This window comes from Pyxidicoccus xibeiensis (genome assembly GCF_024198175.1).
GTDB classification, from domain to species: domain Bacteria; phylum Myxococcota; class Myxococcia; order Myxococcales; family Myxococcaceae; genus Myxococcus; species Myxococcus xibeiensis.
The window spans coordinates 845,340-870,080 of sequence record NZ_JAJVKV010000005.1 but is presented as its reverse complement, the minus strand read 5'-3'; the positions used below and the strand labels follow the sequence as shown (position 1 = coordinate 870,080).

Genomic DNA, 24,741 nt, shown 5'->3' with positions numbered 1-24,741 from the left:
CATTCACAACATCGCCGTGATAGCCAGGGCCCCATGAATCCTGTCTCATCACGCTCGTCCTCCGCCCGCCGTGTGAGCGCGCTCGTGCTCCCCGCCCTGCTCTGTCTCACCGCCTGCAAGTCGGAAGACGGGGGCAAGCCGGACGCGGGACCGGGGCCCGGAAATGACACGCTGGCGGCGACGCGCACGGCTGTGCTGGGCGCCACGGGCGCGTGCGTGCTGAAGACGGCGCGGGAGTTCGAGACGGCCGCCACGGCGCTGGAGACGGCGACGGCGGCCCTCGCCGCGGGGCCCGGCGACACCACCCGGGACGCGGCCCGGGCGGCGTTCCACTCGGCCATGGACGCGTGGCAGGTGGCGGAGGTCATGCAGCTCGGTCCGGCGGCGCCCACCAGCGTCGCGGGCGGCGCGGAGCTTCGCGACAACATCTACTCCTGGCCGCTCGTCAGCCGCTGCGCGGTGGAGGAGCAGCTCGTCAACAAGAGCTACGAGTCGGCGGGCTTCCCCAGCGCCCTCGTGAGCCGCCGCGGGCTCGCCGCGCTCGAGTACCTGCTGTTCTACGAGGGCTCGGACACGGCCTGCCCGCCGACGTCTGCCATCGTCGCGCAGGGCACGTGGGCGGCGCTGTCCACGGAGGAGCGGGCGGCGCGCAAGCGGGCCTATGCCGTGGCCGCGGCCGCCGACGTCCGCCGCCGTGCGGCCCAGCTGGTGCAGGCCTGGAGCCCGGACCAGGGCGGCTTCGTCCGCACGCTGGAGACGGCCGGCTCCGGCAACGCGACCTACCCGACGAGCCAGGCGGCGCTGAATGCCGTGAGCGACGCGCTCTTCTACTTCGAGCGCGAGGTGAAGGACATGAAGCTCGCGCGGCCACTCGGGCTTCGGGACTGCTCCACCGCGACGTGCCCGGAGTTCCTGGAGTCGCGAATCTCCGCGCGCTCGAAGGCGAACGTGCGCGCCAACCTGGTGGGCTTCCGGCGGCTCATCCAGGGCTGCGGCGAGGGCAACGAGGGCACGGCGTTCGACGACCTGCTGAAGGCCTCCGGTGCCGAGGCGCTGGCGACGAAGCTCCAGGAGCGGATGGTGGCGGCCGAGACGGCCATCGACGCCGTGCCGGGCGCCGGCCTGGAGGCGCCGCTCGCGCAGGACCCGGCCTCGGTGCGGGCGCTCTACGACGCGGTCAAGGGCGTGACGGACGTGCTCAAGACGGAGCTGGTCACCGTGCTGGATTTGGAGCTGCCCCAGAGTGTCGAGGGGGACAATGACTGACAGGGCGCCGGGCGCCCCGCGCGCGGCCGAGCGGCTGTGGCGGTACCTGCTCGCGCCGCGGGACATCGCCGCGCTCGCCGTCTTCCGGGTGGCCGTCGGGCTGCTCGTCACCGTTTCCGCAATCCGCTTCCTGGTCTACGGCTGGGTGGACGTGCTCTTCACCCAGCCCCGGTTCCACTTCACCTACTGGGGCTTCGACTGGGTGCCCGCGCTCCCGGCGCCGTGGATGCACGCCGTCTTCGCGGTGCTCGCGGTGCTGGGCCTCTGCGTGGCGGCGGGCCTCTTCTACCGGGTGGCGGTGGCGCTGCTCTTCGTCGGCTTCACCTACGTCCAGCTCGTGGACGTCAGCAACTACCTCAACCACTACTACCTGGTGAGCCTGCTGCTGGGGCTGCTGTGCTTCGTCCCGGCGCACCGGGCCTTCTCCGTGGATGCGTGGCGCAAGCCGGCGCTGCGCCAGGAGTGGCTGCCGGCCTGGTGCACGCTGCTGCTGCGCTTCCAGGTCGCCGTCGTCTACGTGTTCGCCGGGCTGGCCAAGCTCACCACGGACTGGCTCGTCCACGCGCAGCCGCTCAACATCTGGCTGGCGGCCCGGACGAGCCTCCCGGTGGTGGGACCGCTGCTGGAGCAGCGCTGGGTGGCCTACGCCGCGGCCTGGTCGGGCTTCCTCTTCGACACCACCATCGTCGCCTTCCTGCTCACGCGGCGGCTGCGCCCCTTCGCCTACGTCGTGGTGGTGGGGTTCCACGCGGCCACCTCGGCGCTGTTCCCCATCGGGATGTTCCCCTTCATCATGGTCGCCGCGGCGCTCGTCTTCTTCGAGCCCTCGTGGCCGCGAGGGCTGCTCCAGCGCGTGCGCGTGCGCCTGACGAAGCGGCCCCCGAAGAACCTGGTGGCGGTCGCCGCTCCGAGCAGAGGCACTCCCGGCTGGAAGGGCTGGCTGGCCCTCGGCGTGGCCGCGGCTTATGCGCTCGTGCAGGTGGGGGTTCCGCTGAGGACGCACCTGTATGGAGGCAATGTCCTCTGGCACGAGCAGGGCATGCGCTTCTCGTGGCGGGTGATGGCGCGCGAGAAGAACGGCAGCGTGACGTTCATGGTCCGCGCCCCGGCCACCGGCAAGGAGTGGCACGTCACGCCCAAGCAGTACCTCACGCGGCTGCAGGAGCGGGAGATGTCCGTGCAGCCCGACCTCATCCTCCAGCTCGCGCGGCGCATCGCCCGCGACTTCGAGGCGAAGGGCGTGGGCCCCGTGGAGGTCCGGGCCGACGTGCAGGTGTCCCTCAACGGGCGTCCCGCCGAGCAGCTCGTGGACCCGACGGTGGACCTCGCGCGTGAGGTGGACGGGCTCGAGCCCAAGGCCTGGATCCGGCCCGCGCCCGAGTCGGCCCCCATCCGCCTGCGCCCCACCCTGAGCGCCGCGCGGGCCACGAGCCCCTGAGCATCGGGACGGCCTCCTGGCGCCCTTCCCTATTCTGGCGCGCCGAACGCGGTGAGCGGGTCTTCCAGCAGCTCCCGCACGGTGCGGGCCAGCACGCCCGCGTGGTAGCCGTCGATGAAGCGGTGGTCGATGGACGCGTTGACGCTCATCACCCGCCCCACCACCACCCGCGCGCCCTCCACCACCGCCGTCTCCCGCACCGCGCCGGGCGCAAGGAACACGGGCACCCGGGTGAAGGGCACCAGCGGCAGGTACGCGGTGTCCAGCCCCAGCGCGCCCACGTCCGCGACGACGGCCCCGCCAAAGGCGTCCCTCGGAAGTCCGAAGCGGCCCAGGTCCATGTTGAGCGTCACCGCGAAAAAGGACACCAGCCGCGTGAAGAGGTTGAGCAGCGGAGCCGGAACCCGCCCCACCCACCGCCAGCCCTGTCGAGAGACCCCGTCCTCGCGCAGCGCGGCGTCCAGCTCCGCCGCCAGCTCGCGCAGGCCCTTCCGGTCCGCGTCCACCACCCGTACGGGAAGCAGCCGCATCACACCGCCTGGTTCCGTGCGCGCCACCAGCGCGGACACGGTGACGCGCTGGCGCAGGTAGATGCGGTTGAAGCGCAGGACGGCATTCGCCTCCGGGCAGCGGCGCAGTGCCTCCGCCAGCGCCTTGAGCACCAGGTGCATCACCGTGAGCCGCACCCCGGTCCGCGCCCGGAAGTCCTCCAGCCAGGTCAGCGCCCGGTCCATGCGCACCGTCAGCGTGCCGTAGACGGTGGGGTCATACGCCGTCTCCCAGCTGCCGATGGCCAGCTTGCGGAAGCTCGACACCTGCCGCTGGGGGACCAGCTCCACGTGCGCCATCGCTCACCCCACCCCGGGAACCTGCGCCTCCCAGCCTCCGGACGCCTCGGACACCAGGGAAGGCCCCGCCCGGACGGATGCCCTCCGACCAGCACCTCCCGGCCCGGGGCCAATTACGGAGTGCGCGGCGCCTCCAGGCAGGGCATAGAGGCGCCGAGGGCCCACGGTCCATCAGTGGACCCTTGACGCGCCGGTGTCTGACGGTAGGCTGCCCCGCTTTTTGCATATCCCGTGGAGGTCGTTCCCGTGCTGGTTGCACTCATCCTCGTATCGATCGGGTTTGCCGTGACACTCGGCATCCTGCTCTTCGGTGGCTCGAATCGGGCCGCGCTCCCGTCCTCCGCCTCCTCGTCTTCCTCGGGCCGCAACGAGCTGGAGTCGGAGACGCAGCGCCGCGCCAAGGCGGAGGCGGAGCTTCAGCGGAAGCAGAAGGAGCTGGATGAGCAGCGGGCCCAGCTGAAGGACGTGAAGGACGAGCTCAAGCAGACCAAGCGCAAGCTCTTCGAGCAGAAGGAGTCGGAGAAGGGCCCGCAGGACCTGGCGAAGGCCCGCGCCGAGGTGGAGCGCGCCGCGTCCCTGCAGCTCGAACAGACCCGCGAGGAGCTGTCGAACGTCCTGACGGAGAACCAGCGCCTGAGGTCGGAGCTGGAGTCGCGTGGCCGCCGCCCGCAGCCCGCGCCGGTGACGGCGCCCGTGACGGTCGTCGCCGCGGCCCCTGCGCCCGCGCAGCAGATCTCCGCCCCCGCCAAGGAGGGCGAGCACGTGGTGGCGACCACGGTGGCGGTGACGCCGGTGGCCGACGCCGCGCAGCAGGACCGTGGCCAGCGCCGCTACCGCGAGCTGAACGACGCGGACCGCGAGAAGATGGAGCGGCTGGAGCAGCTCGCGAACAAGGAGCGCTCGCGCGCGGTGGAGCTGGAGAAGGAGCTGCGCCGGGTGAAGGGCCGCACGGAGACGCAGCAGCGCGTCTACGCGGCCACGAAGAACGACCTGGACCTGATGCGGGACAAGTACAAGGCGCTGGAGAAGCGCCTCAACCGCACGCTGCTGGAGCGCGACCTGCTCCGCCGCGCCATCAAGGACCTGGAGAAGAAGACCGGCATGCTGGCCGACCGCACGGAGCTGACGCCGGAGGAGATGGCGGCCAGCGACCAGCGCACCGAGGAGACCTCGCGCGTGCGCGCGGAGACCGAGGCCCAGTCCGCTGCCCAGCAGGCCCCCGTCGCCGCCGCCGAGCCCACGGCGTCCGAGCCGTCCGCCACCGAGCCCACGACGCCGGGCGACTCCGAGCAGAAGCCCGCGCCCGTCTGACGCACGGCCTCGTCGCTTCGAGCTGAAGGGCTCGGTCTCCGGGAGGAAGCTCCCCGGGGCCGGGCCCTTCGCCGTTTCAGCCCCTCACTATCGCTTCGAGCTGAAGGGCTCGGTCTCCGGGGTCACGCTCCGGGGCCGGGCCCTTCGCCGTTTCAGCCCCTCACTCTCCCGCGCAGCGGCCCGAGGTCGCGGGGCTCTCGCCCTGGCTCAGCCCCGCCTGCAGCTTCTCCAGCAGGCGCTTCAGCTCCACCACCTCGGAGGCCGACAGGTACCGGGTGAGCTCGCCATCCGCCCACTGGAGCGCGGAGCGCATCAACTCCAGCTCCACCTGCCCCTTGTCCGTCAGCTCCAGTCGCACGCAGCGGCGGTTCTCTCCCGCGAGCCGGTTCACCAGGCCGTCCTCTTCCAGCCTGTCCACCAGCCGGCTCACCGCAGGCGGGTCCACCGAGAGGCCATCCGCCAGGGACACCTGGCTGCGCGCGCCTCCGGCGATGACCTTCAAGGCCAGTAGCTGCATGAAGGGCCTGCCCGTCTGCTCCCCGAGCCGCTCCGTCAGGAGCCGGCGCAGGGCGCGACGCAGAGAGCCCAGTTGCTCCGGGAGCGTCATTCTGCGTAGAAGAATGGTTGCAGACTACAACCGTTGTCAATTACATCTGCGCCCGACGCAGGCCGTCACACGGGGGGAGTCCAAGCAGTACACGCCGCTACCCTCTTCATTCCCTCTCGTCTGACGTATGGCCACCCCTCCCGTCCTCCTCCTGGCGCTCCTCGCGGTCTCCTCCCAGACCGAGCCCACCCCGTCCCCCGTCCCCTTCCAGCCGAAGGTGGAGGACGCGATGCTCACCCCCGTCCCTCCCGCCCCCAAGCTGGTGAAGGACTGGAACGAAGCGCTGGGCCTGGTGCGCGAGCGCTCCACGGACCTGCGCAGCGCGGAGGCCGGTGTCCAGCGCGCCTCGGGCCGCTGGCGTCAGGCCCTCGGCGCGCTGCTGCCCAACGCGCGCGCCCAGGCCGGCGTGGCTCATGACCTCCTCAACCCGGACGTGCCCGCGGGGGTGTCCCCCGGTGCCGCTGGCGACGGGCGCACGCCCACCACGCCCGCGGGCACCGTCACCGCGACGCTGACGCAGTCGGTGGTGGACGTGAGCGCCTGGCGCGGGCTGTCCTCGGCCCGAGCCGCCGAGGCCGGCGCGGTGGCCAGCCTCCAGGACGTGCGCCGCCGCCTCACGCTGGGCGTGGCGCAGGTGCTGGTGGCCACGGTGGCCGCCGAGCGCGCCGCGGAAATCAACCGGGTGGGGCTGCGCCAGGCACTGGAGCGCGCCGCCCTCACCCAGCGCAGCTTCGAGCTGGGCGCGGGAAACCAGCTGGACGTGGTGCGCGTGGAGCAGGACGTCGCGGTGGCGCGCGGCGCCCTCATCGCCGGCGACGAGCAGCTTCGCCAGACGCGCGAGGCGCTGGGCTTCACGCTGGGCTTCGGCCAGCCGGTGGGCGTCGACCCGTCCTTCAACCTGCAGGGCCTGGTGGACCAGACGCGCAATGACTGCGCCCCGCTGGAGAGCCTGGACGCACGGCCCGACCTGGTGGCGTCGCGGGCCCAGGTGGAGTCCGCCAAGGACAGCCGGCGTCAGGCCTCCGCCGGCTACCTGCCCACGCTGGGCGTCTCCAGCACCCTCTACGGCCTCACCACCGACCCGGGCTTCGGCCGCTTCGCCACGTGGAATGTCTCCGCCGTGCTCTCGGTGCCGATTTGGGAAGGTGGCAGCCGCTCGGGGCTGGTGCGCGAGCGCGCGGGCGTGGAGGAGCAGGCGTCCGCGGCGCTGGAGAGCGCGCGCCGGGACGTGGCGCTGGAGGTGGCCCAGGCGCGGCGCGGGGTGCAGGTGGCCGAGGCGCTGGTGAAGACGGCGACCGAGTCGAGAGACCTCGCGGAGCGCACCGACCGGCTGACGCGCCGGGCTTTTGAAGTGGGCCGCGGCAGCAGCCTGGAGCTGGTGCAGAGCGCGGCGGCCCTGCGCCAGGCACAGCTGACGCTGGTGCTGCGCGAATTCGAGTTGGTCCAGGCACGCCTGGACGCATTCCTGACGGAGGCCCGGTGCGACTGGTGAAACGGGTACGTCCCCTGGAGATGAAGATGAAGACGGTTTGGAGTTTCACCCTGCTGGCGATGGTGGCGGGCTGCTCGGGACAGAAGGCCGCTCCGGCCGCGCCCCCGCCTCGCGAGGTGGAAGTCGTCACGCTCGCGCCCCATGAGGTGCGGGACACCGGCGAGTACCTCGGCTCGCTGCTGTCGCGGCAGAGCCTCACCGTGCTGCCGCAGGTGGCCGGCTACATCCGGAAGATTCACGTGCGCCCCGGCCAGCAGGTGGAGGCCGGCGCGGCGTTGGTGGAAGTCGACGCGCGCGAGGAGACGGCCGCGCTCGACAGCGCCCAGGCGCAGCTCAGCTCCTCGCAGGTGAACCTGGAGCTGTCGCGCCGCACACTCGCCCGCACGGAGGCGCTCCACAAGGAGGGCCTCGCCAGCGCCCAGGAGCTGGAGGCCGGCCGCGCGCAGGTGCAGGCCGCCGAGGCCGCCTCGCGCTCCTCCGCCGCGCAGGTGGCGCAGCGTCAGGTGCAGCTGCAGTACCACGTGGTGCGCGCGCCCTTTGCCGGCACCGTGGGCGACGTCGTCATCCGCCAGGGGGACTTCGTCAGCGCCACCACGCCGCTGACCAGCGTGGCCCAGTCGGACGTCCTCGAGGTGAGCGTGGCGGTGCCCTCAACGCGCGCCCGCTCGCTGAAGCCGGACACGGCACTGGAAATCCTCGACGCCCAGGGCAAGGTGCTGCTCACCAGCTCCATCTTCTTCGTGGCACCGCAGGCCGACCCGCGCACCCAGCTGGTGGAGGTGAAGGCCGCCTTCCGCAACACGGGGGGCCTGCGCCCCAGCGAGCTGGTGCGTGCGCGCATCGTCTACTCCGTGCGGGACGCCCTGCAGATTCCGGCGCTCGCGGTGGTGCGCCAGAGCGGCCAGCCCTTCGCGCTGGTGGTGAAGGAGAAGGACGGCAAGACGGTGGTGGAGCGCCGCCCCATCACCCTGGGCGCGCTGGGCGACATGGCCTACGTGGTGGAGAAGGGCCTGTCGGCGGGAGACCTCGTCGCCCTCTCCTCCATGCAGGCGCTGCGCGATGGCATGCCCGTGAAGGTGAAGGCCGCGGCCCGGGCCGCGGCGGACTCCGGCGCCGAGGCGCTGAAGAACGCGCCCCCAGGCGGAACCGGAGGCGGCGCTCCTGTCGGGGGCAGCCGCTGAGCTGAGGACTCAAGCACCATGTTCGTCGACTTCTTCATCCGCCGGCCCGTCTTCGCCATCGTCTGCTCCATCCTGCTGACGCTGGTGGGCGTGATTGCCATCCCCACGCTCCCCATCGCCCAGTACCCGGACCTGGCGCCTCCCCAGGTCACCGTCACCGCCAGCTACGTGGGCGCCAGCGCCGAGGTGGTGGAGAGCGCCGTCACTATTCCTCTGGAGCAGGAGCTCAACGGCGTGGAGGGGATGCGCTACATCACCTCCACCAGCAGCAACGACGGCACCAGCCAGATTACCGTCACCTTCGAGCCCACCCGCGACATCGAGGTGGCCGCCGTCGACGTGCAGAACCGCGTCAGCCGCGCCGCCGCCCGCCTGCCCGCGCAGGTGAACCAGACGGGCATCGTCGTCAACAAGGCCTCCAGCCAGATGCTGATGACGGTGGCGCTCTTCAGCGATGACGGGCGCTACGACGCGAAGTTCCTCAGCAACTACGCCGACGTGAACCTGAAGGACGCCATCAAGCGCGTGCGCGGCGTGGGCGAGGTGCGCATCTTCGGCGAGCGCAAGTTCTCCATGCGCTTGTGGCTGGACCCCACGGAGCTGGCGCGCCGCAAGCTGACACCCCAGGACGTGACGCGCGCGCTGCAGGAGCAGAACCTCCAAGTGGCCGCGGGCCAGGTGGGCCAGCCTCCCTCCGCCGCCGACCAGCCCTACCAGCTCGCGGTGCGGGCGCGCGGGCGGCTCGTGGAGCCCGACGAGTTCGGGGACATCGTCCTCATGCGCCAGAACGACGGCAAGAGCGTGCGCGTGAAGGACGTGGGCCGCGTGGAGATGGGCGCGGAGAACTACGGCACGCTGCTGCGCTTCAGCGGCAAGACGGCCGTGGGTCTCGCCATCTTCCAGCTGCCCACCGCCAACGCGCTCGACGTGCGTGACGGCGTCTACGCGGAGCTGGAGCGGCTGTCCCAGCAGTTCCCTCCGGGCATGCAGTTCCAGACGGGCACGGACACCACGCTCGCGGTGCGCGCCTCCATCCACGAGGTGGTGCAGACGCTGGTGGAGGCCATCCTCCTCGTCATCCTCGTCATCTTCGTGTTCCTGCACGGCTGGCGCAGCGTGCTCATCACCGCCTTCACCCTCCCCGTCTCCCTGCTGGGCACCTTCGCCTTCGTCCAGCTGATGGGCTTCTCCATCAACACCCTCACGCTCTTCGGCCTCACGCTGGCCACGGGTCTGGTGGTGGATGACGCCATCGTCGTCATCGAGAACATCGAGCGGCTGATGGTGGAGCGGAAGCTGTCGGCCGTGGAGGCCGCACGCGAGGGCATGAAGGAGGTGGCCGGCGCGGTCATCGCCATCTCCATCGTGCTGGTGGCGGTGTTCGTCCCGGTGGCGCTCTTCCCCGGCACCACCGGCGCCATCTACCGCCAGTTCGCGCTGACCATCGCCGCGTCGGTGGCGCTGTCCACCTTCTGCGCCCTCACGCTCACGCCCGCCCTGAGCGCGCGGATGCTCCGGCACCACCACGGGGAGAAGTGGATCTTCTTCCGCTGGGTGGACCGCGCGCTGGACTGGACGAAGGCCTCCTATGGCCGGGGACTGCGCCGGCTGCTGAAGCACCCGGTCATCATCCTGGTGGCCTTCCTCCTGTGCATCGCCGGGACGGTGGCGCTCTTCCGGGCGGCCCCCACGGGCTTCATCCCCGACGAGGACCAGGGCTACCTCATCATCTCCGTGCAGGGCCCGGAGGGCATGTCGCTGGCCCAGACGGAGAAGGTCCTCGCCGAGGCGGAGCAGGTGCTGAAGGCCCAGCCGGAGGTGCGCGCCATGTTCGCCATCGGCGGCTTCTCCTTCCAGGGCACCGGCCCCAACATGGCCACCATCTTCACCTCCCTGCACCCCTGGGAGCAGCGGCTGAAGAAGGAGCAGTCGGTGGCCGCGCTCGTGGAGCGGCTGCGTGGACCGCTGGGCCGCATCGGCGGCGCGCGGGTGATGCCGTTCCAGCCTCCCGCCATCCGCGGCGTCGGCAGCGTGGGCGGCTTCCAGTACATCGTCGAGGACATCGCCGGCACCAGCTCGCTGGACCAGCTCGCCTCCGCCGTCCAGGGGCTGGTGGCCAAGAGCAACGAGCAGGGCCAGCTGCGCGGCGTGTTCACCACCTTCAACGCCGACACGCCGCTGCTGGACGTGGAGGTGGACCGTCAGAAGGCCAAGGCGCTCGGGGTGCCCATTGAGCAGATCTTCGGAACGATGCAGGTCTACATGGGCAGCCAGTACGTCAACGACTTCAACTACGCCAACCGCACCTACCGCGTCTATGTGCAGGCCGAGCAGCAGTTCCGCGACAGCCCGCAGGACATCGGCGCCTTCTACGTGCGCAGCGACACCGGAGACATGATTCCGCTGGAGTCGCTGGTGAAGGTGGAGCCGACGGTGTCCGCCCAGGTCATCCGGCACTACAACCTCTTCCGCGCGGTGGAGATCAACGGCCAGCCCGCGCCGGGCGTGTCCTCCGGCCAGGCGCTGGAGGCCATGGAGACCCTGGCCGCGGAGCACCTGCCCCAGGGCATGGGCGCGGAGTGGACGGGCATCAGCCTGGAGCAGAAGCAGAGCGGCGGTCAGACGCTCATCATCTTCGGCCTGGGCCTGCTGTTCGTCTTCCTGGTGCTCGCCGCGCAGTACGAGAGCTTCACCCTGCCGCTGGTCATCATCTTCTCGGTGCCCCTGGCCATCATGGGCGCGCTGGGGCTGCAGTTGGCGCGCGGCTACGCCAACGACGTGTTCTGCCAGGTGGGGCTCGTCATGCTGGTGGGGCTTGCCAGCAAGAACGCCATCCTCATCGTCGAGTTCGCCGAGCAGTTGAGGGCGACGGGCAAGAATGCCGTCGACGCGGTGGTGGAGGCGGCCGAGGTGCGGCTGCGGCCCATCCTGATGACGTCGATTGCCTTCCTCCTCGGCGTGGTGCCGCTGATGACGGCCTCGGGCGCGGGCGCGGCGTCGCGCAACTCGCTGGGCACGGCGGTGTTCGGCGGCATGCTGGTGTCCACGGTGGTCAACTTCGTCTTCATCCCCGGCCTCTACGTGCTGATGCAGAAGCTGCGGGGCGAGGCGAAGCGGACCGTCGGCAATGACGGCGACGTGGTGGCGCCTCCGGCTCCGTCGCACTGAAGCGCGGGGGCCCTGGACTCCACCAGGGCCCCTACGCGTGCCGGGCCTTCTCGATGAGCCCGGCGAGCAGCGTGCGGTGACAGACCTGTTCGAGGATGCAGTCCTTCGAGCAGAGCAGCGTCACCGTCTCGCCGCGGTCCACGCGGGCCGCGAGCGCGGAGATCTTCTCCTGCTGGGCCTGCATCTCCTGGATGTACCGCTCGCGGTAGACGTCGAGTGTGATGGGCGTCTGGCTCTTCCCGTAGAAGGCGTCGAAGAGGTCCGGGCTGGGCGCCAGGTCGCTCATCCACACGTCCCAGGTCTCCTTGGCCTTGGGCAGGCCCCGCGGCCGGTATCGGCAGACCAGGACCCGGAAGCCGTCATCAGGCTCCGAAGGCACACACCAGCGCTTGGTCTTGATGGGCATCCCTGCTCAACGACTGGATGCCTGCTTGGTATTCCTCCGGGCCTCACCCGACTTCTTACCGGGATCGATCAGCCGCGGACGGAAGACCTGTCCCCAAGTCCCTGTAACTGCTTGGCTTCTGTCATGCGCAGCGTTCGGCACGCGCCCTGCTATGGGGTGGCCCGGGCAGCACGGGGCGGTACGGCGGTCGGGGCGGGTCGGGCGGGCAGCACGGGCGGCGGGTTGGGCGGGGCGGTACGGGCGGCGGCGGGTGGGGCGGGCAGCACGGGGCAGCACAGCAGCACAGGGCGGCGGGTTGGGCGGGGCGGTACGGGCGGCGGCGGGTGGGGCGGGCAGCACGGGGCAGCACAGCAGCACAGGGCGGCGGGGCGGACGGGGCAGCACGGGGCGGCGGGGCAGACGGGGCAGCACGGCAACACGGGGCGGTACCGGGCAGCACGGCAACACGAGGCGGTACGGAGCAGCACAGCAGTACGGGCGGCGGGTTGGACGGGGCAGCACGGCAACACGGGGCGGTACGGGGCGGTACGGGGCAGCGCAGCAGTACGGGCGGCGGGTTGGACGGGGCAGCACGGCAGCACGGGGCGGTACGGGGCAGCACAGCGGTACGGGCGGGTTGGTTGGGCGGGGTAGCACGGCAGCACGGGGCGGTACGGGCGGCGGGTAGGTCGGGGCAGCACAAGCAGCACAAGCAGCAAGGGGCAGCACAGCGGAACGGGCGGCGGGTAGGTCGGGGCAGCACGGCGGTCAGAGCGGGATTCAACCTGCTCCAGTCGGACGGCTCGGGCGTGAGGGATGGGGAAAGGGAGCCGGTCCTCAGCGGAGGAGTGCATTCGCGAGGACCGGTTTGCCCTCATCCACCTCGAGAAGACACACAACCCATCGGAGGACCCGGTCGGCGCGCGCGCTAGATTTCGTAATGCGCGTCCTCGGCGACAGTGGCGGAGGGACCGGCGCAGGGCAGCTCCAGGGTGAACGTGGAGCCGGTCCCGGGCTCGCTCTGGAGGCGGATGGTGCCTCCATGCGCCTCCGCGAGTCGGCGGCTGAGGTAGAGGCCCAGCCCCAGCCCTCCGTAGTGCTTGTCGGACACGGCGCGCTCGAAGCGCTCGAAGATGCGCTCGCGCCGTGCCGGGTCGATGCCAATCCCCTGGTCCCGGACGGAGACTCGCGCGAGTCCAGCCTCCGCTCCGAAAGAGACCTCGATGGGGCGGCCCGCTCCAAACTTGATGGCATTGGAGAGCAGGCTGGTGAGGATCTGCACGATGCGGTCGCGGTCCCAGCGTCCGACGACCCGGCCCCCTTCCCTCACCAGGACGGTGCAGCCCGCCCTCGACAGGTCCAGCGAGAGCGCCTCCAGCACCTCCCGGACGACACCGCCGAGCTCCACGTCGTCCAGGTCCAGCGGGAGCCACCGCGCATGGACCCGCGTCACATCCAGCAGGTCCCTGTTCAGCCGCCGCAGGCGCGCGCCCTGACGCAGGGCCCGCTCGACCAGCCTGCCCAACAGCTGCGGGTCGATGGCACGACCGGACTGGAGGACGCGGGCCATGGACTGCAGTGCCAGGGTGAGCGACGTCATCGGCGTGTTGAGCTCGTGCGAGGCAACCGACAGGAACTCGTCCCGCACCTGGATGGCCTCCTGCGTCTTCCGGTAGAGCCGCGCATTGTCGATGGCCACCGCCGCCCGCCGTGCCACCTCCCGCGCCAGCTGGAGGTCCGCGGCCCCATAGCGGCGTCCCGGTGCGGACGAGACGAGGCTCAGCGCCCCGAGCGTCTGCCCTCGCGCCACGAGCGGCACCACGATGAGGCTCCGGATTCCGAGCCCCAGGATGAGCCGGGCGTGCTCCTCGTCTTCACAGTTGCGCCGCGTGTCGGCGTCGGAGAACTCGGCGAACAGCAGCGGCACGCCCTCTCGCAGCACCCGTGCCGCCGGGTGGCGCGAGTCCAGGCGTGGCGGGTAGCGCTTCCGGAGCTCCTCCAGCAGCGGCTCCTTCGCCGGGTCGTGATGCGCCCCGGAGATGCGCTGGATGACCTCCCCCTCCACGACGTCGATGACACACCAGTCCGCCAGGGAGCGCACGCACAGGTGACCGAGGCGGACCAGCGTATCGGCATAGTCGAGTGACTCCGACAGCAGCGCCCCCGACTCGGCGAGGAACGCCGCGCGGCGCTCCGCGGCCTCCGCCTCCGCGCGTGCGGCCTGCTCCTTGCCCAGGAGCACCACCTTCTCCAGCGAGATGGCCGCCTGCGTGGCGAGCAGCTCCAGGGCCACGAGTCGCTCGGCCGTGAAGGCGCCCACGAGCAGGCCGTTCTCCAGGTAGAGCAGCCCCACCGTCTCGGCCTGCCGCAGGATGGGCATGCAGAGGACGGAGTGAAGACTGGTCCGTGCGAAGTAGTCGTCTCCGGAGAACCGGCCCGCGGCGGAGGCGGCATCCGCGAGGATGACGTGCTGCTTCGTCCGCTGCACGTAGCGGAGGACCGACACGGGGACGTGCGGCGAGTCCTCCACGGGCGCGGAGCCATGCAGGCTCACCACGGCCTCCCGCTCACCGAGGGTGGCCTCCGCTTCGATGGAGAGCCGCCCCGCGTCGCAGAGGATGAAGACGGCGCGCTGCGCCCCGCCCTGCTCCAGGACCACCGAGAGCAGCGTGCGGACCAGCCTGTCGTACTCCAGCTCGCTGGAGAGCGTCAGCGAGGCCTTGGCCACCGCGAGCAAATCGAGCTGCTCGGAGCGCACGGCGAGGGTGGCGGTGGGCGCGAGCGCCTGGGGCTCCCGCATCCGGGGGCCGCTCGCGTCGAGCTGGCGCACCTTGCCGTCGGCGCCCCACCGCAGATAGCGGGCGCGCGCCTCGCGCAGGTAGGTGCCGGCAATCAGCTCGCGGCCGCGAGCACGCCAGGCCCGGGCCGCGAGCTCGTAGGCCAGCGCCTCGTCCTGGACGAAGCCCTGCTCACCCGCCTGGCGGATGGCCTCCTCGTAGTAGCGCTCGGCGTCCAGGTCCCGGCCTTCGAGCCGGGCCAGCTCCGCGGCCACCAGCGCCGCGCGGTGCCCGAAGTTCTCCGGGCAGTTCTTCGCCCAGGACACCAGCTGCCGGTGGTGGGCGGTGAGCGCGGCCAGGTGGCGCGGCCGCTCCTCGACGGGCGCCACCGCATGGTGCGCCGCCCGCGCGAGCGCGGCATGGAAGTGGTACTCGGCGACCTCGAAGAAGGAGGTGGACGACCAGAGCAGCCGCTCCGCCTTCTCCGCCGCCACCACGGCCCCCGCGGTGTCACCCGCGTACAGCCGCGCCTGCAGCTTGCGGACGTAGTACCAGCACGTCGCTATCGCCAGCCGGGCATCCCCCTCCAGGTGCTGCTCGAAGCGGGCCTCGTCGAACCAGGCGTCGTTGAAGGACGCGAAGTCGGGCAGCAGCCCCCGGAGCGTCCGGATGAACCGGAGCTGTCCGGTGACGATGTCGACGATGAGCCCGAACCTCGCCCTGCGCGCGAACTCCAGCGCGCCCTCGGCCTCCCGCTGCACCTCCGCGAGCGGGTCTCCCCGCGCGAGCAGCAGCGTGACGAGGCAGTTGAGGGTGTAGGCGGCATAGGTGAGGTCGCCCGTCTCCTGCGCCGCCTCGAAGCCCCGCCGCAGCAGGTCGGGGCTGGTGCGCAGGTGGCGCGTCCAGGGGCTGACCCGATGCCCGAAGCCCAGGTAGACGCGCGCCTTGAGCCGCTGCGGCCCCCGGCTCTCCAGCAGGTCGAAGCCCAGCTTGCCGAAGCGGTAGCCCCGCTGGAAGTCGCCGAAGAACGGCCCCAGCAGCATCCCGAGCCAGACGTAGGCCAGGCAGGAGGCGTCGCTGTTGCCGTGCTCCAGGCTGAGGTTCGCCATGCGGCAGACGACGAGCCCGAGCAGGTTCTTGTCGGTGAACAGCGCCGGAGACTGCGCGGACGTCAGGACGTCCATCGTCGCGCGGTGCACCGGGTCGGTCATCCGCGGCAGGTCGACCAGCTCCTCGATGGAGCGGCTGCCGAGCTGCCGCCAGATGCGCTCGTGCTCCCGCTGGACCTCCTCTTCCGCCGGGTGTGGCGACCAGGTGATGCCCACCCGCCGGAGGTAGTCGAGACACACCTCGACTCCCTGGTCGCTCCGGTCCAGCGTCGTGTACAGGGCCACGCGCGCGCAGGTGACGGCGGCCACGTCGACGAGGTTCGCCGCGCGCCGCGACAGCAGCTCCAGCCGCTCCTTCGCCGCCCCCAGCTCGCCCGTCAGGTACTCGCACTCGGCGCGGTGGAACTGGAGCTCGAAGGTCAGCGCGTACCGCCGCTCCCAGCTGTCCTCCGGCAACAGCTCCGCGCCGGCCGCGAGGTACTTCAGCGCCGAGGCATAGGCCGCCGACCGCCGGGCCCGCCTGCCCGCGATGAGGTTGAGCTCGGCCACGCGCTCGCGCTCCTCGCGCGACGTGAGCAGCGCGGCCCCGCGGTCCAGCTGGTTGACGATGTCGAAGACCTTCTCCTCCAGCTGCTCCGGCGCCGTGCGCGACGAGAGGAGCCTGCCGATGCGCAGGTGCACCGCCGCCCAGGTCCCCTCGGGGATGAGCGAGTACGCCGCCTCCTGGATGCGGTCATGGAGGAACTTGTACGTGCCGTCCGTGCGGAAGACGAGCCCCGCGCGCACGGCATCCCACAGCTCCTCGTGGGCCACCTCCTCGGAGCAGCCATGAAGCATCATGAGGAGGGCCACCTCCGCGGTGCTGCCCAGGCAGGCCAGCTGCGTCAGCGCATCCCGGGTGCTGGCGGGCAGCCGCGCCAGCTTGCCGACCATCAGCGAGACGACGTTGTCGGTGAAGCCCTTGGCGCGAATCCGCCCCATGTCCCAGCGGAAGACACCAGCGCGCCGGTCGAACGCAATCAACTGCTCGTCGTGGAGTGCCTCCAGGAACTGGAGCGCGAAGAAGGGGTTGCCCGCCGTCTTCTCGTGCACGAGGTCCGCGAGCGGCCCGGCGGCCCGGCGGCCGCAGTGCAGCGTCTCGCTCACGAGGGTGACCAGGTGCTCGCGCGAGAGCGGACCGAGCACGATGTCACTGACGCGCACGCCCTCCTTCCGGACCCGGTCCAGCGCCAGCATGAGCGGGTGGGTGGCGGGCACCTCGTTGTCGCGATACGCGCCGATGACGAGGAGGGAGCGCGTCTCCGCATCGGTCATCACGTCTTGGAGCAGCGCGAGGCTCGCCGAGTCGGCCCACTGGAGGTCGTCGAGGAAGAGCGCGAGGGGATGCTCCTTCCGGGAGAACACCCCGATGAAGCGCCGCCACACCAGGCGGAAGCGGTGCTGCGCCTCCGCGGGCGGCAGCTCGGGCGCTGGCGGTTGCGGCCCGACAATCAGCTCCACCGAGGGGAGGACCTCCAGGATGAGCCGGGCGTTGACGCCGAGCGCGTCGAGCAGGCGCTGCCGGAAGACGGCGATGCGCTCCTCGCCCCGCGCGAGGACATCCAGCACCAGCTCCCGGAAGGCCTGGACGAGGGTGGAGTATGGAATGTCGCGCTGGTGCGGGTCGAACTTCCCCGAGATGAAGAAGCCCCGCTCACGGACGATGGGCTTGTGCAGCTCGTGGACCAGCATCGACTTGCCGATGCCGGAGTAGCCGGAGACGAGGACGAGCTCGGGGCTGCCCGTGTCCACCACCCGCTCGAACGCGGCCAGCAGCGCGGCCCGCTCGGCCTCGCGGCCATAGAGCTTCTGGGGAATCTCGAAGCGGCCCGACACGTCCTGCGTGGCCAGCGGGAAGGACTCCAGCCGGCCCCGGGCCCGCCAGTCGGCCAGGCACCGCTCCAGGTCGTGCCGCAGCCCCCGGGCCGTCTGGTAGCGGTCCTCCGCCATCTTCGCCAGGAGCTTGAGGACGATGGCCGAGAGGACCGCCGGCAGCTCCGGAACCAGCGCGGAGGGCGGCACCGGCGCGCGGGCGACATGGCAGTGCACCCACTCGAGCGCGTCCCGCGCCTCGAAGGGCAGGCGCCCCGTGAGCATCTCGTAGAAGGTGACGCCGAGCGCGTAGAGGTCGGCCCGGCTGTCGATGGCCCGGTTCATCCGCCCCGTCTGCTCCGGCGCCAGGTACGGCAGGGAGCCCTCGATGAGGCTCGGACTCTCCGCGGCGAGGTGCTCGCGGGGCAGGCGCGAGGCCAGCCCGAGGCCGGTGAGCTTCACCTCGCCGGTGGCCGCATGGATGAAGATGTTCTGCGGCTTGAGGTCCTTGTGGATGACGTCCCGCTCGTGCAGCTCCGACACCGCCACCACGATGGGGAGCGCCAGCTCGAGGAAGCGTCCCGGAGCCATGGGGGCACCGAGGAGCTGGTCCAGCGGCTGGCCCCCGAAGTCCTCCATCACCAGCGCCGTCATGCCCTGGTACGTCTCGAGGGAGAGCGGCTGGAGGACGGTCTGGAGACCGGGCGTCCTGCCAATCGCATTCTCGTTCTTCAGCCGCTCCAGGTCCTTCGAGCGGCTCCGGCCCGGGTCCAACACCCGGAGCAGCACCGGGCAGCCATCCCCCGTCCGCAGGCCTCGCAGCAGCAGTGTGCCCTCGCCCTCGTGGAGTGTCTCGGTGACGGTGATGGAGGAACCGCGCGTCGTCATGAAAAGCCCGCCATGGGGAGCGGGCGCCCGCCGCATGAGCCTGTGAGACAAGGCTAACCATGCAGCGCCGGCCCAAGCCGCCTCCCGGGGGCGGTCGCCGGGACGGCCGGAATGGCAGCTCGGCTGCCTGGGGACTTGCGCTCGGGCCCCGGTCCGCGTAGCGATGACACCCCGTGAAGCTCTCCCTGGCCACCCGCATCTTCCTGGGCTACGCGGTGGTGCTCGTCACGTTCGGACTGGTGTCCCTGTTCAGCGTGACGGAGCTCCACCGCAACCGCCTGGAGATCCGTCTGGTCAGCCAGGGCTACCTCCAGCTGTCGCAGGACGCGGCGGAGCTGGAGACCTTCCACACCACCCAGGAGAAGGACACCGAGCGGCTGCTGGAGGAAGGCAACGTGGAGGCGCGCCGCGCCTTCATCCGCCTGGCCCGCCTGTACTTCCCGCCCCTCATGTCCCAGCGGCTCACCTCCGCCCAGGCCAAGGCGCGCGAGGTGCTCACCTTCGCCCCGGACAGCGAGGTGCCCTTCATCCGCGGGCTGGAGCACCGCTTCGGCGAGATTCACTCCCGCTACCGCGACTACGGCCGCGCCGCCGAGGCCGTCTTCACCGCCCTCTCCTCCGAGTCCCCCGACCGGGAGCAGGTGGCCCGCGCCGCCACCGAGCTGCGCCAGATGGAGATGTCCATCGGCCGCGAGCTGCGCGTGCTGCGCGCGGCCCTGGCCAACCGCATCCGCGAGCGCGTGGACGGCGCCGAGGAGCGCGAGCGCCGCACGGGCCTGGCCATCATCAGCTTCTCCGTGCTGGCCATCGTCGTGGGCCTGGGCGCCACCGCGTGGTCCGCCCGCACGCTGCGCCCGGTGCGCACCCTCATCGAGGGCGTGTCGCGCATCGGCCGCGGTGACTACAACGCCCAGCTGGGCGTGCGCGGCGACGACGAGGTGGCCGTGCTCGCCCGCGAGTTCGACCAGATGGCCCGCTCGCTCCAGGCCCGCGAGGCCCAGCTCAAGGCCCAGGCGGAGGCCCTGATGCGCGCCGAGCAGCTGGCCGCCGTGGGCCGCATCTCCGCCCAAATCGTCCACGAGGTGCGCAACCCGCTGTCCTCCATCGGCCTCAACGTGGAGCTGCTCCAGGACGGGCTGGAGCGCGCCAGCTTCGCGTCCGAGGAGGACTCCGGCGAGGTGAGGGAGCTGCTCTCCGCCGTCACCCGCGAGGTGGACCGGCTGGCCGACGTCACCGAGCAGTACCTGCGCATGGCCCGCCCGCCCCGGCCGGACCTGGACCCGTGCGACGTCACCGCCGTGCTGGACGGCGTGCTGGACTTCACCCGCGAGGAGCTGGAGCGCGCCGGAGTCGAAGTCGCGCGCGACTTCGCCAAGGACACCCCGGCCGTGCTCGCCGACGAGGGCCAGCTCCGGCAGGTCTTCCTCAACCTGCTGCGCAACAGCCGCGAGGCCATGCCCGGCGGCGGCAGGCTCACCGTGGCCACCACCCCCCAGGACGGGGTGGTGGAAGTCACCGTGAAGGACACCGGACAGGGGATGACGGAGGAGGTCCGCCGACATCTGTTCGAGCCCTTCTTCACCACCAAGGAGGGTGGCACCGGCCTGGGACTCGCCGTGAGCCAGCAGATCCTCCAGGCCCACGGGGGCTCGCTCTCCTGCCAGAGTATTCCCGGCCAGGGAACGGCCTTCGTGTTAAGGCTTCCTCGCGCATGAGCTTCAATTCGTTCCGGGACGTGCTGCCCTCGGGGCTGCGCGTCGTCACCGTCGAGACGCCCCACCTCCACACCGCCCTGCTCGCCATCTACGTGCGGACGGGCAGTCGTCACGAGACGCCCGACAACAACGGCGTCAGCCATTACCTGGAGCACCTCTTCTTCCGGGGCAGTGCCCACTGGCCGGACACCGTGAAGATGAACGCGGCCGTGGAAGAGGTTGGCGGCAACCTCAACGGCGTCACCACCCGGGACCACGGCTACTACTACACGCCCCTCCATCCCTCGCACCTGCGCGTGGGCATGGACATCATCGGCGACATGCTCACCCGCCCCCGCCTCACGGACATGGAGGTGGAGCGGCAGATCATCCTCGAGGAGATGCTGGACGAGGTGGACGAGAAGGGCCGCGACATCGACCTGGACAACCTGTCCAAGCACCTGATGTTCCCCGGCCACCCGCTGGCGCTGAAGATTGCCGGCACGCGCGAGTCCGTCTCCGCCCTCACCCACGCCCAGGTGCTGGAGCACTTCGCGAAGCACTACGTGACGGGCAACCTGGTGGTGACGGCCGCCGGCCGGGTGAACCGGCAGGAGGTGCTGGAGCTGACCGAGCGGGCCTTCGCCGGCCTGCCTCGCGGCCCCGTCAGCACGGAGACGCCTCCGCCCTTCGGCCTGCCCGGCCCCCGGCTGCACTTCGTCGCGCACGACGAGTCGCAGACGGAGTTCCGCCTCAACTTCCGCACCGTGCCGGACCGGCACGAGGACCACCCCGCCCTCCAGATTCTCCGGCGCCTGCTGGATGACGGCCTGTCCTCGCGGCTGCCCTTCGAAATCGTGGAGAAGCGCGGGCTGGCCTACTCCGTCCACGCGTCGATTGACGCCTACCACGACTCCGGCCTCTTCGAGATTGAAGCGGCCAGCGCGCCCGAGAAGGCCGCGCAGGTGGTGGAGGAGATGTTTCGCGTGCTGGGCACCCTCTGCGACACGGAGGTGGGCGAGGAGGAGCTGTCCCGCGCCAAGCGCCGCCACCGCATGCTGCTGGAGTTCGCGCAGGACTCGCCGGGGGAGCTGTCCGGCTGGTTCGGCGTCAACGAGCTGTTCGACGCGGCCGAGTCCTTCAGCCACCGCGCGGACCTGGTGGATGCGCAGTCCGCCGCGCGCGTGCGAGAGGTGGCCCGGCGCTACTTCCACCGGGAGAACCTCACGGTGGTGGCGGTGGGCCAGCGCAAGGGCCTGAAGGCCCTGGAGCGCGTGGTGGCGGAGGCCCCCGGGCTGCCGGCGCCGGAGGCTCCGCTCCTGGCGGCCGTCAGCGGCCGCCGCGGATGATGACGGGGCCGGAGAACTTCTTCTTCGGCTTCGGCAGCAGGGCCGTGAGGCTCTTCTTGATGGCGAGGTACTCGGCGTTCTTCGGCTCGCGCTTCAGCGCCTCGTCGATGAGCTTCAGCCCCTGGGGCACCTTGGTCTGGAGCGTGGCGTAGAGGCCGGCCAGCCGCACCTTCTCCTCGGGCGTGGCCTCGCCCAGGGACACCAGGGTCTCCAGGGCCGCCTGGGCGTCCGTCTTGCGGTCGGATTTCAGGTATAGGGGCCAGATGTACGAGAGGGCCGGCGCGAAGCGGGGCTCCGCGGCCAGTGCGTAGCGGTAGCTCTCCTCGGCGCCCTTGCGGTCTCCCTGCGCCTCCTGCATGCGCCCGCGCACGTACAGGGCGCGCGCCAGCCGGGGCCGGAGCTGGAGGGCCTTGTCCACCAGCGCCTGGGCATCCGGGCGGCGGCCCTGCGCCAGCACCGCCTCCGCGAGCCAGGCCAGGGCCTCGGCGTTGCGAGGCTCGGCGTCCACCAGCTTCTTCAGGACGGCCTCGGCGTCCGCGGGGCGGCCGAGCACCATCAGCACCCGCGCGCGCAGCGTGACGACGTCCGTGCGCTGCGCGTCCGGGCCCTGCACCGCGTTGAGGTCCGCCTCGGCCATCTCCGCGAAGCCGCTGTTGAGGAAGTAGCGCGCGCGCAAGAGGCGCGCGGAGGTCAGCTCCGGGTCCTGCTGGAGCAGCTTGTCCATGAGGTTGGCGGCCAGCAGCTCGTCCCCCTTGAGCAGGAGGATTTCGGCCTCCACGGCCTTGGCCTCCGGGTCATCGGGGCTCTCGCGGAGGGTGGTCTCCAGCGTCTTGAAGGCGGCATCCATCTGCCCCTCCGCCGCCTGGAGCCTCGCCAGCCGCAGCACGTCCGCGTCCTGCAGGCTGCCCGCGTTGAGCAGGCCCACCAGGGTGTTGAGCGCGTCCTGGGTGTGGCCGTCCCGGAGGTACAGCTCCGCGAGCTGCTTCTGGATGGACGGGTCGTCCCCGGGGACGAGCGACTTGGCCTGCTTGAGCGCGAGGATGGCGGCGCCCTCGTTGCCGGCGAGGCGGTGGGCCTCGGCCATGAGGAGCAGGGGCTCCGCGCTGTCCGGAGCGGCGGTGGCCGCCTTGCGCAGCGCCGCGAGCGCGGGGGCGTGCTCGCCATTGGCGATGTGGGCCCGCGCCTCGGCGAGCGCGGTCTGCGCCTGCTGGGCACGGTTGTGGACCGCGGCCACCTCCGGCTCCTTGCAAGCAAGCGGGAGGAGGAGCGCCAGGGTCCAGGGACGGATCGAAAATCGCCAGGGCATCGCTGAGCGGGAGGGTACCGGATGTTATCCTCCCCCGTCGATGGACCCATTCGTTCGGCGCCTCGTGGAGAGGCTCCATGACCCCAGCAGGCCGCTGTCGCGCAACCGGCACTTCCACACGTTCGACACCCCCGAGGGTCGGATGGCGCTGAAGGTGTTCCGGCGGCTGCGCAGCCTCCAGAAGGACATCCTCGCCTGTCAGGCGGAAGGCCGTCGTGCGCGCATCTCCCGGCACGCCAGCCCCGAGGGCGGCTATCGCATCGAGCTGCTCATGGAGCGCCTCTCCGGCCGCCGGGTCTCCCTGCTCCAGTCGGCCGAGTTCGAGCTGCTCGCCGCCCTGCCCGGCGTCCGTGAGGCGCTCGAAATCCTGGACGTGGCGGCGTAGCGCCTACACCTCGGCGGCGTAGGGCGGCGAGGGCTCGTACTGGATGTACCGCTGGACCTTTCGCGCGAAGGCCGGGTCCCAGAGCTGTCCCACCAGCCACAGCGACATGTCGATGCCTGCGGACACCCCTGCCGCGGTGACGACATTGCCATCCCGGACGTAGCGGATGTCCTCGAGCACGGTGACGTCCCCCCGGGCGCGCAGCTCCTCGATGGCGCTCCAGTGTGTCGTCACGCGGCGCCCGGTGCACAGCCCCGCGGCGTGCAGCAGGAAGGCGCCGGTGCAGACGCTGGTGACCCACTTCGCCTCGGCGCCGCGAGCGCGGAGCCAGCCGAGCATCACCTCGTCGTGCATCTCCCGCTTCCGGCCCTCTCCGCCCGGGGCGAGGACGACGTCCAGGCGGGGGGTGTCCGCGAAGCTGGCGTCGGGGATGACGCGCAGCCCCTTGGCGCTCCGGATGGGCTGGCCGTCCTTGGAGTAGGTGCGGACCTCGAGCCCCAGCTCGGGCCGGAGGTACGCGGCCGCGGCGAAGACCTCCCAGGGGCCCGCGTAGTCGAGCTCCTCTGCTCCATCGAACAGCACGATGCCGATGCGGGTCATGACGCGTGTCTCCTCGTTTTGTCGGCGCGGAAGCGCTCGCGGTATGCGGTGGGACTGGTGTGAAGGGTGCGGGTGAAGGCGCGGCGCATGGACTCGGAGGTGCCGAAGCCCACGCGGTCGGCGATGGCGTCCACGCCGTCGTCGGTGTCCTCCAGGGCGCGGCGCGCGGCTTCGACGCGGACCTGCTCCACGAAGCGGGCGGGAGGGCAGCCCACCTCGGCGGTGAAGGCGCGGCGGAAGTGACGCTCGCTCATGGCGGCGCGGCGGGCGAGCGCGGGGATGCGCAGGTCGTCGCCCGGGTGGTCCGCCATCCACGCCTGCAAGTCGCGCAGGGGCTCGCGCTCGGCGGTCTGCGCGGAGAGCTGGGCGCTGAACTGGGACTGGCCTCCGGGACGGCGCAGGAAGAGGACCAGCTCCCGTGCCACGGCCAGGGCCACGTCGCGGCCACAGTCCTCCTCCACCAGGGCGAGCGCCAGGTCCATGCCGGCGGTGACGCCCGCGGACGTGTAGACGTGGCCGTCCCGCACGAAGATGGGGTCCTTCTCCACGGTGACGCGCGGGTGGAGGCGTGCGAGCCGGTCGCAATCGCTCCAGTGGGTGACGGCGCGCCGGCCGTCGAGGAGTCCAGCGGCGGCGAGGACGAAGGCGCCGGTGCAGACGGACGCGAGCCGGCGTACGCGGGGCGCCTGGGCCCGGAGCCAGATGAGGACGCGTGGGTCCTCCGCCACGTGCCGCACGCCCCGGCCACCCGAGACGAGGAGCGTGTCGATGGTGTCGCCGCGCACCGGAAGCCCGCCATCGGCGACGAGGCGGATGCCGGAGGACGAGCGCAGCACGGGGCCGTTCGCGCTCAGCAGCGCCAGCGAGTAGCGGTCCTCGATTGCGCCCCGGTGCTCCCGGAGCCAGCGGGACGTACGGCCGAAGACCTCCAGCGGTCCGGTGATGTCGAGGACCTGCGCATCATCGAACGCGAGCAGGGCAATCCGGAGCGGTGCTGCTTGCGAGGTCGCTGCTGTCGGTTGACGCCGGGGTGCCCGCTTCATGCGAGGCACTGTGCGCCCGTGGGGGTGCTGGCCGCAAGGACAC

At 71.4% G+C, this 24,741-nt stretch carries 16 protein-coding genes; 9 read left to right on the top strand and 7 right to left on the bottom strand.

What is annotated here, in order from left to right; all coding sequences use genetic code 11:
• Positions 1-84 precede the first annotated feature (84 nt).
• Positions 85-1,266: an imelysin family protein gene (locus LXT23_RS26030; protein WP_253982994.1), complete on the top strand. Its 1,182-nt coding sequence runs from the start codon at positions 85-87 to the stop codon at positions 1,264-1,266.
• A complete protein-coding gene (locus LXT23_RS26025) occupies positions 1,259-2,704 on the top strand; it encodes an HTTM domain-containing protein (protein WP_253982993.1) in 1,446 nt (481 codons plus the stop codon). The genes LXT23_RS26030 and LXT23_RS26025 overlap by 8 nt, the downstream gene beginning before the upstream one ends.
• Before the next feature lie 29 nt (positions 2,705-2,733).
• On the opposite strand, the gene LXT23_RS26020 is transcribed toward LXT23_RS26025, so the two are convergent.
• Positions 2,734-3,552, bottom strand: coding sequence for a 2-oxo acid dehydrogenase subunit E2 (locus LXT23_RS26020; protein WP_253982992.1), 819 nt, complete (start codon positions 3,550-3,552; stop codon positions 2,734-2,736).
• Between the two features lie 246 nt (positions 3,553-3,798).
• Between LXT23_RS26020 and LXT23_RS26015 the strand changes: the two genes are divergently transcribed.
• Positions 3,799-4,863: a coiled-coil domain-containing protein gene (locus tag LXT23_RS26015; protein ID WP_253982991.1), complete on the top strand. Its 1,065-nt coding sequence runs from the start codon at positions 3,799-3,801 to the stop codon at positions 4,861-4,863.
• 160 nt (positions 4,864-5,023) lie between these two features.
• Here the strand turns inward: LXT23_RS26015 and LXT23_RS26010 are convergent, their stop codons facing one another.
• A complete protein-coding gene (locus LXT23_RS26010) occupies positions 5,024-5,470 on the bottom strand; it encodes a MarR family winged helix-turn-helix transcriptional regulator (RefSeq protein ID WP_253982990.1) in 447 nt (148 codons plus the stop codon).
• A 127-nt stretch (positions 5,471-5,597) separates the two neighbouring features.
• Between LXT23_RS26010 and LXT23_RS26005 the strand changes: the two genes are divergently transcribed.
• From LXT23_RS26005 to LXT23_RS25995, 3 genes are read left to right on the top strand one after another with little or no spacing between them, the layout of a single operon-like run.
• Positions 5,598-6,962 carry a TolC family protein gene (locus LXT23_RS26005; RefSeq protein ID WP_253982989.1) on the top strand — a complete coding sequence of 455 codons (1,365 nt, stop codon included), beginning with the start codon at positions 5,598-5,600 and terminating at the stop codon, positions 6,960-6,962.
• A gap of 26 nt (positions 6,963-6,988) precedes the next feature.
• The gene (locus LXT23_RS26000) at positions 6,989-8,143 is read left to right on the top strand and encodes an efflux RND transporter periplasmic adaptor subunit (protein WP_253982988.1); all 1,155 of its coding nucleotides are present in this window, start codon (positions 6,989-6,991) and stop codon (positions 8,141-8,143) included.
• Positions 8,144-8,161: 18 nt separating this feature from the next.
• Positions 8,162-11,311: an efflux RND transporter permease subunit gene (locus tag LXT23_RS25995; protein ID WP_253982987.1), complete on the top strand. Its 3,150-nt coding sequence runs from the start codon at positions 8,162-8,164 to the stop codon at positions 11,309-11,311.
• A gap of 31 nt (positions 11,312-11,342) precedes the next feature.
• Here the strand turns inward: LXT23_RS25995 and LXT23_RS25990 are convergent, their stop codons facing one another.
• Complete coding sequence (locus tag LXT23_RS25990) at positions 11,343-11,717, bottom strand: DUF488 domain-containing protein (protein ID WP_253982986.1); 375 nt, start codon at positions 11,715-11,717, stop codon at positions 11,343-11,345.
• 907 nt (positions 11,718-12,624) lie between these two features.
• Positions 12,625-18,321 (bottom strand): AAA family ATPase, encoded by a 5,697-nt coding sequence (locus LXT23_RS25985; protein WP_253982985.1) that lies wholly within the window; start codon positions 18,319-18,321, stop codon positions 12,625-12,627.
• Positions 18,322-18,494: 173 nt separating this feature from the next.
• On the opposite strand from LXT23_RS25985, the gene LXT23_RS25980 reads away from it, so the two are divergent.
• Together LXT23_RS25980 and LXT23_RS25975 are read left to right on the top strand one after the other, a co-directional pair.
• Complete coding sequence (locus LXT23_RS25980; protein ID WP_253982984.1) at positions 18,495-20,036, top strand: sensor histidine kinase; 1,542 nt, start codon at positions 18,495-18,497, stop codon at positions 20,034-20,036.
• The gene (locus LXT23_RS25975) at positions 20,033-21,364 is read left to right on the top strand and encodes a M16 family metallopeptidase (RefSeq protein ID WP_253982983.1); all 1,332 of its coding nucleotides are present in this window, start codon (positions 20,033-20,035) and stop codon (positions 21,362-21,364) included. The genes LXT23_RS25980 and LXT23_RS25975 overlap by 4 nt, the downstream gene beginning before the upstream one ends.
• Here LXT23_RS25975 and LXT23_RS25970 read toward each other — a convergent pair.
• On the bottom strand, positions 21,345-22,598 hold the full coding sequence (locus tag LXT23_RS25970; protein ID WP_253982982.1) for a tetratricopeptide repeat protein: 1,254 nt from the start codon (positions 22,596-22,598) through the stop codon (positions 21,345-21,347). The genes LXT23_RS25975 and LXT23_RS25970 overlap by 20 nt on opposite strands.
• 112 nt (positions 22,599-22,710) lie before the next feature.
• Between LXT23_RS25970 and LXT23_RS25965 the strand changes: the two genes are divergently transcribed.
• Positions 22,711-23,055, top strand: a complete 345-nt coding sequence (locus LXT23_RS25965; protein WP_253982981.1) for a hypothetical protein — start codon at positions 22,711-22,713, stop codon at positions 23,053-23,055.
• A gap of 3 nt (positions 23,056-23,058) precedes the next feature.
• Here LXT23_RS25965 and LXT23_RS25960 read toward each other — a convergent pair whose 3' ends face one another.
• Both LXT23_RS25960 and LXT23_RS25955 read right to left on the bottom strand, forming a co-directional pair.
• On the bottom strand, positions 23,059-23,655 hold the full coding sequence (locus LXT23_RS25960) for a DJ-1/PfpI family protein (protein WP_253982980.1): 597 nt from the start codon (positions 23,653-23,655) through the stop codon (positions 23,059-23,061).
• Positions 23,652-24,698 (bottom strand): GlxA family transcriptional regulator, encoded by a 1,047-nt coding sequence (locus LXT23_RS25955; RefSeq protein ID WP_253982979.1) that lies wholly within the window; start codon positions 24,696-24,698, stop codon positions 23,652-23,654. Before LXT23_RS25955 ends, LXT23_RS25960 begins: the two co-directional genes overlap by 4 nt.
• Between the last annotated feature and the right edge of the window lie 43 nt (positions 24,699-24,741).